We start from the raw sequence: 13479 nt of genomic DNA on the forward strand, positions 1-13479 counted from the left end.
AACAGAGCGCGATGCGCTGACCTGCCGATATAGTCCTGTCTCGTGGGGGACTCACCGAGCTCGATCACGTCGAGAGAACAGTTCGCGCGAGCTTTGGTCACGCTCCGTGAAGAGCGGTCGCTGACCATCCGGCAGGTGGTCGAGCGCTCCGGCGGCTCCCTCGCCACGCTCGGCGGGTGGTACAGCGGACGGCACGTTCCGACGCCGCAGAACTCGAAGGCATTCTTCTCACTGCTCACCGCGTGCGGCGTGATCGACGACGCCGAGCAGGCTCGGTGGTGGGACGCGGTTCTTCGAGTGCGCAGGCCGGCGGCGCAACGACCCGACGAGACCCCGTACAAGGGTCTGGACAGCTTCGAGCCGGAGGACGCCGACTGGTTCTTCGGCCGTCAAGACGTCGTGTCCAACCTGCTGGCCCGAGTCGAGGTTGCCCGATCCGGTGACGCGTCGCGGGTGATCGTGGTGACCGGTGCGTCGGGATCCGGGAAGTCGTCGTTGTTACGCGCGGGCCTGGTTGCCGCGCTCGATGTCGACGCCGTGATCACCAGGCCGTCACTGCCTTTCCCTACCGCTACGGCCCCGGTCCTCATCGTCGATCAGGCAGAGGAGCTGTGGAGTCCGGAGTTCGGAAGCGACGAGCGCAGCTCGTATCTGGACCGGCTCGCCGCCGGTGCCGTGGTGGTGGTCGGACTGCGGGCGGATTTCTACGCGTCCGCCCTGGCCGAACCCGTTCTGCTCCGGGCGCTCTCCGCAGGGCCTCTGGTCGTGGGTCCGATGTCTGCCGAGGACATGCGAGAGGTCATCATCGGTCCGGCGCGCAAGGCCGGCGCGACAGTGGAGGACGACTTGGTCGACGTTCTGCTGGGCGACCTCATCCCCGCCGGATCGACGTTCGCGTCCGAGCCCGGGATTCTCCCGCTCCTCTCGCACGCGCTCCTCGGCACCTGGCAGCGAGCGAGAACGCCGACCCTCACCGTCGCGGACTACCGGGCGACGGGAGGCATCAGCGGCGCCGTGCAACAGAGCGCCGAAGAAGTGTTCGGTACTCTGTCACCGGCCGAGCAAACGCGGGTGCGACGCGTTCTTCTGCGGCTCGTGACGATCGACGGGGACACCGTCACGCGTCGGCGTATGCCCCTGGCAGAACTCTCCGGAGAAGGTTCGGATCTTGCTCTGCTGCAACGCTTTGCCGACGCACGACTACTGACTGTCGACGAAGACGTCGTCCATGTCACCCACGAGGCACTCCTGACCGTCTGGACTCGTTTGCGGGAATGGATCGACGCGGACCGTGCCTGGTTCGTCAACCACCGGATCCTGACCCAGGCAGTCGGAGTCTGGACCGAGTCGGGACGAGACCCGAGTGCGCTTCTCGGTGCGAGCCGACTCGGCTTCTACGACGAGCTGCTCGGGACCGGCGATCGGACCGAGGATCTCAACTCGGTCGAGCGAGAGTTTTTGGACGACAGTCGCATTCGTCTTCACAACGATGCCCAGGTGGAACGCCGACGTGCCCGAACCCGTCGCCGTCTGGTCGGCGCGCTGGCTGCGGCGACGGTAGTAGCGGTCGTGTTGGCCGTGACCGCCTTCGTCGCCCGGTCGGACGCATTGGACGAGCGGATGGCGGCGGATGCTGCTCGAGCGCAAGCGGAGTCGAGGCAGATCGTGGCGCAGGCTCTCGCACTTCGCGAGCGGGACCCCGGTGTGGCGGCTCAGTTGGCCGTCGCTGCATATCGAAGATCCCCGACGTACGAGGCTCGGTCCACGTTGCTCGATTCGACCGGGGTCAGAGCGCCCTCACGACTACTCGCGAGCGACGGAAGCTCCGTCCTGGCGGTCTCACCTACCGCGTCTATGGTGGCGGTGGGCCGCGGATCCGGTGATGTCGAAATGTACTCGCTCGGTGACCAGTTCGATTCCCTCGGCCGTTTCACGGTCGGCATCGATGTCCCCGTCTATTCGCTATCGTTCGGTCCGAATGGGTCGACGTTGGTCGTGGGTACCGCGTCGGGCGTTCACTTGGTCGACGTTTCCAACGGCTCCGACCCGCAGGTACTGTGGAGTCGATCGACGACGAGTTCGGTTGTAGGACTCACGTTCTCACCGGATGGCCGGCAACTCACCGTCGGCACCGCTGGACCGGACATTCTTCGGTTCGATGTCGGGCCCGAAAGCGACCCCGTGGCTCTTCCGCCGTTGCAGCTGCCGTCGAGCACGAGGACCGTGGTAGCGAACAGTCCGGACGGACGCTTTCTGGTCGCCACAGGTTCCGGTCAGAGCATGCGAGTCTGGAGCACAACGGAGACCGACCGTCTCGTGGTCGACACACCGCCGGATGGCTCCACGAACAATATTCTTGCACTTGATTTCTCGTCAGCGGGTGACTCCATCATCGCCGGCACGACCGGACGCCAGATCAGGCGATGGGCCGTCACGGCAACGGGCGCTATGGTCGAGCAACCCGCGCTTTCGGGCTTCACGGGCTATGTCAACAGCGTGGCCTTCAGTGGCGACGACGAGTTCATCGCCGGTGGCAGCACGGACCTCACTACTCGGGTCTGGAACACCCGAAACATCGGAGCGGGAGCTACGACCCTGCCCGGACCGGCCACGGTGACGAGCGTGCAATTCGATTCCTCTACAGGCGATCTCGTTACCGGAGACGAGGCCGGCACTATCCGACGATGGTCACTCCCCGGACCCGTACTGAGTGACGCCGGGGACAAAGTGTTCACCAATCCGTCCGACGCCGCCGGGAGGGAGCTGATCGGTGGGGCCGGAGTACGAGGGTCGGGTGCCCAGTTCTGGGACCTGTCCGACATCGACAGGCCTGTCCTGAGAGCACCACTTCTTGCGCCGACGCCTGGTAGCCGTCTGACCGGCGCGTCGGCCCTGTCGTCGGATGGTGATCTCGCTGTTGTCGGAACCGATATGGGCGGCTTTCAGCTGTGGGACACGTCCGACAAGGCGAGTATTCGACCGACCGGCTCGGTTTCGAATGCCGTGCAGACCCTCACGGCATCACTCTCGTTCGATCGTGAGGCCGACACGCTGGCGGTGAGTGGACAGAACGCCTCCGACGTCGCTCTGTGGTCGGTTGCGGACGAGCAGCAACCACGCCGGTTAGCGTCGTTCGTGGTGCTCGGACTACCAACAGTGCTGGCCTACAATCCAATTGCACCCCTGCTGGCGATCGCCACGTCGTCGGAGGCAGTCGAGCTGTGGGACACGAGCGATCCGGGCTCCCCAACTCGTATCGCCACCGTAAGCGGATTCGACGCCGACGCTTCGTCCGTCGCATTCAGTCGAGACGGGACCACGCTCGCAGCAGGAAGCAGCGACCGGTCGGTTCGGCTGTGGAACGTCCAGGATCCGCGACAACCGCGTCCGCAGGGATCGGCCCGAACGACGGCAGCGGTGATGTCCGTGGCCTTCTCCCCCGACGGGACGTCGCTCGCGGCCGGGATATCGACCGACGCGCTCGTGCTGTGGGACGTGAACGATCGTAGCGATCCGGTGCCGATCGCGACCCTGACGGCAGCACAGGCCCGCATCAACGACCCTGCATTCCTTGCAGGGGGCGACGTGGTGGCCGGCGGAGGCGACAGCGCACGCATCCACCTCTGGCGAACGAAGGTCGATCAGGCTGTCGATTTCCTTTGCGGTAGAGCGGGTTCTGTTCTCACAGAGGACGAGTGGAACGACCTCCTACCCGGGGTCGACTACGACCCGCCTTGCTGACGCTTGCACGACTTCTGGCCCCGACCGGTGGTTCCGGTCGGGGCTGAGTCGTGTTGTCGGGGTTCAGGTTGTGATGAGGTATTCCTCGGGGTGGTGGGCGTGGTTGATGCGGCCGTGGCTCATGGTGGGGTCGGCGGTGTTGTGGTGCCAGAGGGTTCGACCGGGGTAGGGGTGTTCCGGTGGGGCGACGGAGGTGCGGAACTGGTGGGGTTCGGTTCCGTGCAGGCGGTGATGTTTGGGGCAGGCGAAGGCGAAGGCGTCGCCGTCGGAGTTGCCGCCGTCGGCCCAGTCGTCGATGCGGTGGTGCGCTTCGCTGTAGTAGGCGGTGCCGGTGCAGCCGGGGAAGGTGCAGCCGCGGTCGAGGCCGTGCAGGACGTAGCGCTGTTCGGGTGAGGCGGTGCGGCGGGTGCGGCCGAAGTACAACGGTTTGCGGGTGTGTTCGTCGAACACGACGAGGTAGTTGTCGCTGTGGGTAGCCATGCGTCGCAGGTCGTCTCGGGTGAGTCGGGTGCCGCCACCGGTGCGGACGTAACCGCATGCTTTGTCGAGGTCGGCGAGGGTGGTGGTGATGACCACGGAGACGGGGATGCCGCGGTGGGTGCCAAACTTCCCCGACATCAGTGCGGTGCGGAGGACGAATTTGAGTGCGTCGTGGCGTCGTTTTCCGGCGGTGCGGGTGTCGCGGGCGGCGGCGGTGTCGCGGCGGGCCTGCTGTTCGGCGGATTCGGGAGCGGGTGGTTCACGGTCACCGGGCACCCCGTCCCCGTGCTCGTCGGTCCCGGCTCGTGCGTCGTCGCCCGACTCGTCGTCGTCATCGGCAGCACCCGCTCGCCTGTCGTCGTCCGACTCGGCATCGGCATCGGCGCCACTGTCGGGTTCGGGGTCGGTGATCGGGGTTGCGTCGTCGGGGTTGAGCATGCCGGGAGCGGAGTATTTGGCCATGTACGGTTCGAGGTAGGCGTGCAGTTCTGCCTCGATCAACCCCACGATGCGGCGCAGCCCATCCTCGCGTTGGGGTGAGATGGTCAGGAACGCAACGTCTTTGGTGTCGTTGTCGGGGATCCCGTCGGGGAGGAGTCGTTCGGAGTACTCGCGGGCGGCGAGGGCCAATTCGTCGGCGGTGAGGTGGCGGGTGAGGTACCCGAGAGCGTCGACGGCGTGAGCGAGGTCGTTGGGGTCGACGCTGTCGGTGTCGGCGCGGGCGAGGTAACGGCGGAAATCGTCGATGACCTTCAGATGCTGCCGGTTCGCGGCCCCGTCGGCGACCGCGGCGCACAGGCGGGGGTGCTGCGGCTCGACGGGGACACCGGCGGGGGTGGTGGTCACGGTGACGTCGCGGGCCCGGTTGCGGCGTTGGTTCGCTTCGCGCGGGGTGCAGCGGGTGAGGTCGACGATGATGTCGTTCGTCTTGGTCAGCCCGGACGACACATAGCCGGGCTGTTCGGTGAGTTGCTGGATCAGCGGGTACTGCAACGCGAGTGCGCGGTTGGCGAGGGTGTCGAGGCGGCGGATCAACTCGGCGCGCTGCTCGTTCTCCCCGAGGGCGGTGTTCGACGCGGCGAGAACGCAGAGGTGTTCCTCGATGGTGGTCAAGTGCTGCGCGTAGTCGGTGATCATGATCCCCCCGGACCCACTGTCGAACTGGTGTTCGAACGATGAGATGAATGTACCAAGGGGGTCCGACACAAAACGGTGGTGCACATTTGCGCCTCTAACCTGTTCGTCTGGAACGTATTTCGAACGCCAAACGAAATTTACCTCGACCCGAGTGGCCGGAGAAGCTACAACTCGGTGATGTCGATCAGGCCGTCCTGAAGCGCGCGGGCCACCAAGGACGCCTTCGTCGGGGCCGGTCGTCCGACCGCGGCGTACTTCGCCCGGATGCGGGTCATGTGAGTGTTGACCGTCCCCAGGGAGAGGAAGAGCGACGCTGCCACCGCCGGTTTGGAATCGCACCGAATCCACGCCAGCAATACTTCGACCTCACGAGCACTGAGATTGGGCCGCGACGGGAGACCGATGACCTCACGCGCCGAAACGCCGGTGGGCTCAGGAGCGAGCGAGAGAACGCGCGGTTGCGGAAGCGACGGCAAGGGATCGAGTGGTGGAAAGACATCAGACGTCGGCACAGACACAGGCGTTAACCATTTCGTTCGTAAGGCTCGCCCGGCTTGCACAGCCGAATCCCCCTTGTCCGGTCCCCCGACCGCTTGGCGATGTCAGTTGCCGCGACCGAGATGGCCCACGTTGCAACTTCAACTAGCAGATCGTACCCCCTGGAACGTTTTGTTACAGGTCGTTAGCGCAGCTCAAGGACCCGCATCACGCCAGTCGGCGTCGTAGTGCCTCTTTCGCGGTCGGCCAGTCCTCGTCGGTCATGGCGAACAGTGCGGTGGTGCGCCACGACCCGTCGACCCGTCGACGGTGCTTGCGAAGGAGTCCTTCGAACTGCGCGCCCAGCTTCGCGATGGCCGCCCGCGACTGTGCGTTGAGTGAGTCGGTGTGCCATTCGACGCGCGCCGCACCATGCTCCTCGAAGGCTCGCTCGAGGAGCATGAACTTCGACTCCGGATTGATCTTCGTTCCCTGAACGGTCGTCGACAGCCACGTGTACCCGATCGCGAGGCTCCGGTTGACGTCGTCGACCTGGTAGTAGGACGTCGTGCCGACTGCAACACCGGTCACGGCGTCGCGCTGCAGATACGGCAGTCGTCGAGTATCGGATACGGCCGCCGCGATGTAGGCCGCCGCGGAATTCCGGTCGGAGATCACGCTACCCGTCCAGGAAAAGATCGCTGGGTCGTCGGCGGCGGCCAGCAGTTCGTCGACGTGCTCACCGACCAAGGGCTCCAAGACGACGTGTGTGCCACGAAGTGCAGTGTGTGGAACCCAACTCATACCGAAAGCTCCTGTCCTCGTTCAACTTTCGACTCTCTGTGTGTGGCATCGGGGAGGGTGCGCAGGTGAGCTCGGGCGAAGACCACCAGCAGGACGCACAGTAAGAGCGCTCGGCCCCACACGCCGGCGAGGACGAACGGCTCCTCCATGCTCGCGTCGTTACCCGAGGCGAGCGCAGCGAAATACTTGAACACGCCGATGCCCATCGAGAGGTCGGCGACGAGGTAGGCGCCGACCAGCGACCACGGCACGCGCAACAGGACGAAGAAGGGGACGAGCCACAGTGTGTATTGAGGCGAGTGCACCTTGTGGAACAGCAAGAACCCGCACAACATCACCGCGCTCACCGCGATCCATGGGTACATGCCTTCGACGCGATATCGCCGCCAGCCGAACCACAGCGCCACACCGAACGTGACCACGATGAGGAGCGGCGACGCAATCGACACCATGTCCTGGAACGACGCGTCGTGCAGTGCTTCGACTGCGGGCGTGTCCGACCCGGACACGTACAGCTTGCGAAAACCCCAGTACCAGATGGAGTTGGTCGTGATGTCGGCCTGCCGGGACTCCTGGAACGCGAAAGACGCCCGCCAGCCGTCGTATCCGAACAGGGCGAAGGGGAGGTTGACGATCGAGACCACGGCGGCCGCGATGCCGACGACGGACACGGCGCCGGCAACGTCGTAGCGCCCGGTGACCGAATCGGGCTTCTCGCGACCGGCGACACCGCCGACCAGTACGAACAGCGCAAGCGGCAGAACGAAGGCACCGGGGTAGAGCTTCAGACAGAAACCGATTGCGAGAAGTGTTGCAGCAAAAGCGGATCGGAGACGCAGCGGCAACCGCGTCGTCATCACGTAGACCGCCCCGACGGACGTTGCGACGACGGGTAGCTCCCAGTTGTGGAACGCGTAGAGAACGAGCGCCGGCCCGGCCGACCACACGAGGGCGGTCCGGCCGGCGAGCCGTCCGAGCATCCATGCCGTCAGAACGCCGAACGGCGCGAGCAGGGCAGCCGAGTAGAAGAGGAACTCGGCATCGGTGTGGGACGGGAGTCCGCCGAGCCACATGAGCAGACCGCTGAGCACCGGATACTCGACGGCGCCGCCGACGAGTGATCCGTCCGCCGTCATGCCGCCGGTGAGGTACGGGAACAGGTGCAGGTCGATACCGCGGTCGAGCCAGAGGAACTGGATGTCGGAGTAGCAGACCGCCGAATCCTTGATGGTGTCGAACATGGTGCTTCGCCCGAGTTCGTCGAAAGGGGGACCTGCGCACCGAGCCTTGTTGACGTATCCGAGCACGATCGTCAGCACGCTCAGTGCCGTCACGAGGACGACGGAGGCGCCGGATGCTCGGGGCGTCATGGGGATCAGACTATGCGGCGGCGCCGCTCGGGCGTGAAAAGGAGTGCTGGGCCACTCTTTTCCACACCCGTGCCGAAGGCCGGTTTCGCTGGTCAGGGGTGCGACCTGTAGCCTGGACCGGTTGCTGACGCAACGACCCTCCTGTCACGGAACGTCCGTGACCGTTTCACAGTCCATAGGAGGTGATGAGGTCTTATGCGTCATTACGAATTGATGGTCATTCTCGACCCCAACCTGGACGAGCGCACCGTCGCCCCGTCGCTCGACACGTTCCTCAACGTCATTCGCAAGGATGGCGGCAAGGTCGACAAGGTCGACGTGTGGGGAAAGAGGCGTCTCGCCTACGAGATCCTCAAGCACACCGAAGGCATCTACGCGGTGATCGACATCAACGCCGAACCCGCCACGGTGTCCGAGCTGGATCGCCAGCTCGGTCTCAACGAGTCGGTGCTGCGCACCAAGGTTCTGCGTCAAGGCAAGTGATTGTCAGTGCTCAGCCCTAGGCTGGGCGGCATTCACACCCTTTGGCACTTTCAGCAGAAAGAGGAACCATGGCAGGCGAAACCGTCATCACGGTCGTCGGGAATCTGACGGCCGACCCCGAACTTCGATTCACTCCCGCCGGTGCGGCGGTCGCCAACTTCACGGTTGCGTCCACGCCCCGCACGTTCGATCGTCAGACCAACGAATGGAAAGACGGCGACGCACTCTTCATGCGCTGCAACATCTGGCGTGAAGCTGCGGAGAACGTGGCCGAGAGTCTGACTCGCGGTGCACGGGTGGTCGTGACCGGGCGGCTTCGGCAGCGCTCGTTCGAGACACGTGAAGGCGAGAAGCGCACTGTCGTGGAGCTCGAAGTCGACGAGATCGGTCCCTCACTCCGTTATGCGACGGCCAAGGTCAACAAGGCCAGTCGTGGCGGCGGTGGTGGAGGCGGCGGATTCGGCGGCGGCTCGGGTTCCTCAGGTGGATCGGGTGGTTCCAGCCGACCTTCCGGCGGCGGCAACTCCGGTGGAGACGACCCTTGGGGCAGTGCCCCGCAGGCGTCGGGCTCCTTCGGTGGCGGCCGCAACGGCGGAGACGACGAACCCCCGTTCTGATAATCGGGTACAAATCCGGCCGGCCTCCGGCCTACCCGCACACATGCGTTCGATGAACCAAGTTATGGAGAATGACCATGCCTAAACCGCCGTTGCGCGACAAGGTGATCAAGAAGAAGGTTTGCGCCTTCTGCAAGGAAAAGAACTCGACGATCGACTACAAGGACACGACGCTGCTGCGTAAGTACGTCAGTGACCGAGGAAAGATCCGCGCTCGCCGTGTCACGGGAAACTGTGTCCAGCACCAGCGCGACATCGCCATTGCCGTCAAGAACTCGCGCGAGGTTGCTTTGCTTCCTTACGCGACCACCGGCCGCTGAGAAGGGGAGACACATGAAACTCATTCTCACCGCTGACGTCGACAACCTCGGCGCACCCGGCGATACCGTCGAGGTCAAGGACGGATACGGCCGCAACTTCCTGCTGCCCCGTGGACTCGCGATCACCGCGACCCGTGGAGCCCAGAAGCAGGTCGAGGGCATCCGCCGCGCGCAGGAAGCCCGCGCCGTGCGCGGTCTCGAGCACGCCAACGAGCTCAAGCAGGCCATCGAGGCGCTCGACTCGGTATCGCTCGCGGTTCGTACCGCAGGTGGTTCGGGCAAGCTGTTCGGATCGGTCACCGCGTCCGACGTTGCCGCTGCCGTCAAGAAGGCCGGTGGCCCGGTCGTCGACAAGCGCAGCGTCGAGCTGCCGAAGTCGCACATCAAGTCGACGGGCAAGCACACCATCACGGTTGCTCTGCACCCCGACGTGACGGCGACGTTCGTCCTGGATGTCACTGCATCCTGATTCTCGAGTACTGACGAAAGACCCCCGACTCACTGGAGTCGGGGGTCTTTCGTTTCTCACGTCTAGTTGCTTCGCATGTCCCGCCGCTCGAGCGCCGCGGTCCCCACACTCGCCGTGACGACGGCCAACACGACGAGAACGATCAGCGGAGCCCACGACACGCTGGAGCCGGGCAACCTCGAAATGTGTTGAAACGGAGACAAATCCAACAGCCACTGCGGAACTCGGAGAATCACGCCGACGATTCCCACGATCGCGCAATAGGTCATCACCACCCCTGTCAGACGCGCCGCATCGGGTGAGATGCCGACGAGGAGTGCCGCGGCTCCCACGATCACCAGTACGGCCGGGAAGAAAACGAGTGCGCCCGCCAGAACGGATCCGGTCATGGGGTCACCTGTCGATGCGGTGGCGGTGATGCCCATGGCCAGGCCACCGACCGCCAACATGACCCCGCTCGCGACAATCGTGACCGACAGCGTCGACCAAATCCACCGGGTGCGCGATACGCCGGTGGTCAGCACGGTGTCCGCCCGGCCCGCGGTTTCCTCGCTCGCGGCGCGGAGCGACGACGTCACGGCGAACGCACCCACGGCCAGCGCGAGGATCGAGAGAATGGTGGCCGAGAACGCGTCGGTGAGTGATCCGCCCGCTCGCTGCAGCAGGTCGGTCACCGTCGTGTTTCCCGACAGCGAGTCTCGTGCCGCACCGAGGACTCCCCCGAACGCTGCACCCGCCAGGCCCAGCGCGGCGGTCCACCCCGCGACGGAGGCCCGTTGGAGCCGCCACGCCAGTCCGACCGGCCCGGCCAGCATCGACGACGCGTGCGCGGGGCCGACCCGTACGGGGAGAACACCGGCGCCGACGTCGCGTCGAGTCGACAAGGCAACGGCCGCAACACATGCGGGGACGATGACGAGCAGGAACAGTCCGAGGGGCCACACGCGCATGTCGACGAACGGGCGGGTCTGCTGCGCCCAGGCGAACGGCGAAGCCCACGACCACGCGTCACCGCCGCGTCTCCTCGTGTCGCCGAGAGCGCGTAGCGCGAACGCCGTGGCGGCCAGCACCAGCGTCCATCCCGTCGCTGTCGACGCGTGTTCGGTGAGTTGAGCCATCACGGCAGCGAGGGAACCGAAAGCGAACGCCGTCAACCCGATTCCGACAGCCAGAACGAAGGAGGGTCCGACGGCGAGACCGCTGATCGCCAGCGCGGCCGTGGTAGCGATCACGACGAGGACGTCGGCCACTGCGGCGAGGATCAACGCGGCCGCCGGCATGGCGCGTGAGCCGACGACGGTCGCTCGAAGCACCTCGGCACGGCCGGTCTCCTCCTCTTTGCGTGTATGGCGCACAACGAGACTCACCGTCAGCACGACCACCGCGACGATCAGATACTGCACCTGCTCGTTCTCGAACATGGCGCCGAACGTGTAGTCGTCGAGGCCGTACCCGGGACCGGCCAGGAGCGAGGCGGTGGGTGACGCGATCAGTTGGGCGCGCGCTTGGCGGTCTTCGGCGGTGGCGTACACCGATCTCACCGATGCGGTGCTACCGACCTGGTACAGAAAGAGTGCGACGATCCACACGGTGAGTCGAATTCGGTCGGCTCGAAGTCCCAGTCGAACGAGTTCGACAGTGCCTGTGTACGAGCTCATTTCGAGGTCACGCTGTACTCGCGCAGGAAGAGGTCTTCGAGCGATGGTGGGGTGCTCGTGAGCGCGCGAACACCGAGATCGGACACGGTGCGGACGACGGCTGCCAAAGCGTCCGGGTCCACGTCGAACGTCATGTTCCGTCCGTCACGGCGCACGTTGTGCACTCCGGGAATGTCGGCGAGTGGGGCCGGATCCGACTCCGTCGCGACGTCGAAATGTGTTCGGCTGAGATGGCGCATGTCGCTCAACGAACCCGATTGCACTGTGCGCCCGCCGCGAAGAATGGTCACCGTGTCGCACAGTTTCTCTACTTCGGCGAGAATGTGGCTCGACAGCAGAACCGTGGTGCCGCGGCGTGCAACCTCGACCACAGTTTCTTGAAAGACGTGCTCCATCAACGGGTCCAAACCGGATGTCGGCTCGTCGAGTACGAGCAGTTCGACATCGGCGGACAGCGCCGCGACAAGCGCAACCTTCTGTCGGTTGCCTTTGGAATACGTGCGGGCCTTCTTTCGTGGATCGAGTTCGAAGCGGTCCACCAATTCGTCTCGGCGGGCGGTGTCGAGTCCGCCGCGCATCCGGCCGAGGAGGTCGATCGTCTCGCCGCCGGTGAGTGTGGGCCACAGATCGACGTCACCCGGGACATACGCAAGACGCCGGTGAAGGGCGACCGAATCTTTCCAGGGGTCGCGTCCCAGGACGGTGATCGACCCGGAGTCGGCGCGTAGCAGTCCGAGGAGGAGTCGAACGGTCGTGCTCTTGCCGGCTCCGTTCGGTCCCAGAAAGCCTGCGATAGCGCCCTTTTCGACGGACATGGTGAGACCGTCGAGGGCGGTGGTCTTTCCGAAGGTCTTCACGACATTGTCGACATCGATTGCGGACGTCATGGTCATTGCTCTTCGTTCTGTGGTCGGATTTGTTCGAGAAGGGTGCGGTCGGCGAACACGCCGTCCGTGTAGAGCTCGAGGGTCGGAACGGCCCAGCGATCGGTGTACTCACGGAGGAAGCGGGGGAAGTCGGTGCGTAGCAGGTCGTCGGACAGTGTGGCCTCGACGACGAGGGCTCCCAGCGACATCCGTGCCAGAAGCGCTGCCCGAGCGGGTGGGTCGTGGCTCGGCTTGATGCGTCCGGTCTCGACACCGATGGCCATGTACTCGATCGTGTCGTCGACGATGCGTTTCAAGAAGACGTCCGCCAGCCGCCCGCCGCCCTGGAGGGATCGCACGATGTACAGCGTCATGGGCGCGTATCGGTCCGTCTCGGCGAGTTGGTGCAGCAGTGACGCGTTTCCAGGGCTACGCAGTGCTGAGCTCTTGGTTTCGCGGAGCAGGGCGAGAACATGGTCGTCGCATGCGGCGCGCAGTCCGTCCTTGGACCCGAAGTGATGCACGATGAGCGCTCCGCTGACGCCGGCGTCGGAGGCGACGGCTCGGAGGGACGCGGTGAAGCCGTCGCGCCCGTAGCGGTCGATTGCGGCGTCTCGAATACGTGCTGCCGCGGTGAGGTCGCCGGTGTCTCGAGGCCGTGTTGATCGCATGTTCAAGATGCTAAACAGTTGTTCAGTCGTTGCGCAAGGGTGGGCGCCGGGTAGGAATCGGGAGTACGGAACATACTTCGAGTCGGGTTCGGCTGAATTTACCAAGATTGTGACCCACGTCATGCATTCGTTCAGGCGACGTTTACCCAACACGCCCGAGCTGTCAACTCATGAGACACGCCGAAGCGAAATCTATGCACAACAAACAACTTTTCAACATGCCCTCCGAGCTGCGGATCAATGGGTAAACCGAAAAGTTATCCTCAGTTTGTCCACAGATGGTCAACACAGCCGTCCAGCACTATGCACAATTGCTCCACAGATTCATCCACAGGCCGGTTTGAGGGATGTCGACCGACCACATAGCGTCCCTCCGGCATGCCATC

Annotated in this window: 12 protein-coding genes; 5 read left to right on the forward strand and 7 right to left on the reverse strand. The window is 64.7% G+C overall.

Annotated features, from left to right (window positions below):
* Positions 1–42 precede the first annotated feature (42 nt).
* Complete coding sequence (locus IEW02_RS01095) at positions 43–3741, forward strand: nSTAND1 domain-containing NTPase (protein ID WP_188542870.1); 3699 nt, start codon at positions 43–45, stop codon at positions 3739–3741.
* A gap of 63 nt (positions 3742–3804) precedes the next feature.
* Here IEW02_RS01095 and IEW02_RS01100 read toward each other — a convergent pair whose 3' ends face one another.
* The 4 genes from IEW02_RS01100 to IEW02_RS01115 all read right to left on the reverse strand — a co-directional run bounded on the left by IEW02_RS01100 (position 3805) and on the right by IEW02_RS01115 (position 8009).
* A complete protein-coding gene (locus IEW02_RS01100; protein ID WP_188542871.1) occupies positions 3805–5358 on the reverse strand; it encodes an HNH endonuclease signature motif containing protein in 1554 nt (517 codons plus the stop codon).
* Positions 5359–5522: 164 nt separating this feature from the next.
* The gene (locus IEW02_RS01105; protein WP_229745717.1) at positions 5523–5870 is read right to left on the reverse strand and encodes a response regulator transcription factor; all 348 of its coding nucleotides are present in this window, start codon (positions 5868–5870) and stop codon (positions 5523–5525) included.
* A 193-nt stretch (positions 5871–6063) separates the two neighbouring features.
* Positions 6064–6639 carry a GNAT family N-acetyltransferase gene (locus tag IEW02_RS01110; RefSeq protein WP_188542873.1) on the reverse strand — a complete coding sequence of 192 codons (576 nt, stop codon included), beginning with the start codon at positions 6637–6639 and terminating at the stop codon, positions 6064–6066.
* A complete protein-coding gene (locus IEW02_RS01115) occupies positions 6636–8009 on the reverse strand; it encodes a glycosyltransferase family 87 protein (protein WP_188542874.1) in 1374 nt (457 codons plus the stop codon). Before IEW02_RS01115 ends, IEW02_RS01110 begins: the two co-directional genes overlap by 4 nt.
* Positions 8010–8204: 195 nt before the next feature.
* On the opposite strand from IEW02_RS01115, the gene rpsF reads away from it, so the two are divergent.
* The 4 genes from rpsF (at position 8205) to rplI (ending at position 9898) form a co-directional block, all read left to right on the forward strand.
* Positions 8205–8492: a 30S ribosomal protein S6 gene (gene rpsF, locus IEW02_RS01120; RefSeq protein ID WP_188542875.1), complete on the forward strand. Its 288-nt coding sequence runs from the start codon at positions 8205–8207 to the stop codon at positions 8490–8492.
* Between the two features lie 68 nt (positions 8493–8560).
* Positions 8561–9109, forward strand: a complete 549-nt coding sequence (locus IEW02_RS01125; RefSeq protein ID WP_188542876.1) for a single-stranded DNA-binding protein — start codon at positions 8561–8563, stop codon at positions 9107–9109.
* A 77-nt stretch (positions 9110–9186) separates the two neighbouring features.
* Positions 9187–9429, forward strand: coding sequence for a 30S ribosomal protein S18 (gene rpsR / locus IEW02_RS01130; RefSeq protein WP_188542877.1), 243 nt, complete (start codon positions 9187–9189; stop codon positions 9427–9429).
* 13 nt (positions 9430–9442) lie between these two features.
* The gene (gene rplI / locus IEW02_RS01135) at positions 9443–9898 is read left to right on the forward strand and encodes a 50S ribosomal protein L9 (protein ID WP_188542878.1); all 456 of its coding nucleotides are present in this window, start codon (positions 9443–9445) and stop codon (positions 9896–9898) included.
* A gap of 62 nt (positions 9899–9960) precedes the next feature.
* On the opposite strand, the gene IEW02_RS01140 is transcribed toward rplI, so the two are convergent.
* The 3 genes from IEW02_RS01140 to IEW02_RS01150 are packed head-to-tail and all read right to left on the reverse strand — an operon-like array spanning position 9961 to position 13093.
* Positions 9961–11556 carry an ABC transporter permease gene (locus tag IEW02_RS01140; RefSeq protein ID WP_188542879.1) on the reverse strand — a complete coding sequence of 532 codons (1596 nt, stop codon included), beginning with the start codon at positions 11554–11556 and terminating at the stop codon, positions 9961–9963.
* Positions 11553–12443, reverse strand: coding sequence for an ABC transporter ATP-binding protein (locus tag IEW02_RS01145; RefSeq protein WP_188542880.1), 891 nt, complete (start codon positions 12441–12443; stop codon positions 11553–11555). Before IEW02_RS01145 ends, IEW02_RS01140 begins: the two co-directional genes overlap by 4 nt.
* A gap of 2 nt (positions 12444–12445) precedes the next feature.
* Positions 12446–13093 (reverse strand): TetR/AcrR family transcriptional regulator, encoded by a 648-nt coding sequence (locus IEW02_RS01150; RefSeq protein WP_188542881.1) that lies wholly within the window; start codon positions 13091–13093, stop codon positions 12446–12448.
* Between the last annotated feature and the right edge of the window lie 386 nt (positions 13094–13479).

It is taken from the genome of Rhodococcoides trifolii (genome assembly GCF_014635345.1).
GTDB lineage: Bacteria > Actinomycetota > Actinomycetes > Mycobacteriales > Mycobacteriaceae > Rhodococcoides > Rhodococcoides trifolii.

Excerpts from the sequence above, each read along its gene's own strand:
- IEW02_RS01125 (WP_188542876.1), top strand. The coding sequence starts at position 8,561 with ATGGCAGGCGAAACCGTCATCACGGTCGTCGGGAATCTGACGGCCGAC.
- rpsF (WP_188542875.1), top strand. The coding sequence starts at position 8,205 with ATGCGTCATTACGAATTGATGGTCATTCTCGACCCCAACCTGGACGAG.
- IEW02_RS01100 (WP_188542871.1), bottom strand. The coding sequence starts at position 5,358 with ATGATCACCGACTACGCGCAGCACTTGACCACCATCGAGGAACACCTC.
- IEW02_RS01110 (WP_188542873.1), bottom strand. The coding sequence starts at position 6,639 with ATGAGTTGGGTTCCACACACTGCACTTCGTGGCACACACGTCGTCTTG.
- IEW02_RS01115 (WP_188542874.1), bottom strand. The coding sequence starts at position 8,009 with ATGACGCCCCGAGCATCCGGCGCCTCCGTCGTCCTCGTGACGGCACTG.
- rpsR (WP_188542877.1), top strand. The coding sequence starts at position 9,187 with ATGCCTAAACCGCCGTTGCGCGACAAGGTGATCAAGAAGAAGGTTTGC.
- IEW02_RS01150 (WP_188542881.1), bottom strand. The coding sequence starts at position 13,093 with ATGCGATCAACACGGCCTCGAGACACCGGCGACCTCACCGCGGCAGCA.
- IEW02_RS01140 (WP_188542879.1), bottom strand. The coding sequence starts at position 11,556 with ATGAGCTCGTACACAGGCACTGTCGAACTCGTTCGACTGGGACTTCGA.
- rplI (WP_188542878.1), top strand. The coding sequence starts at position 9,443 with ATGAAACTCATTCTCACCGCTGACGTCGACAACCTCGGCGCACCCGGC.
- IEW02_RS01145 (WP_188542880.1), bottom strand. The coding sequence starts at position 12,443 with ATGACGTCCGCAATCGATGTCGACAATGTCGTGAAGACCTTCGGAAAG.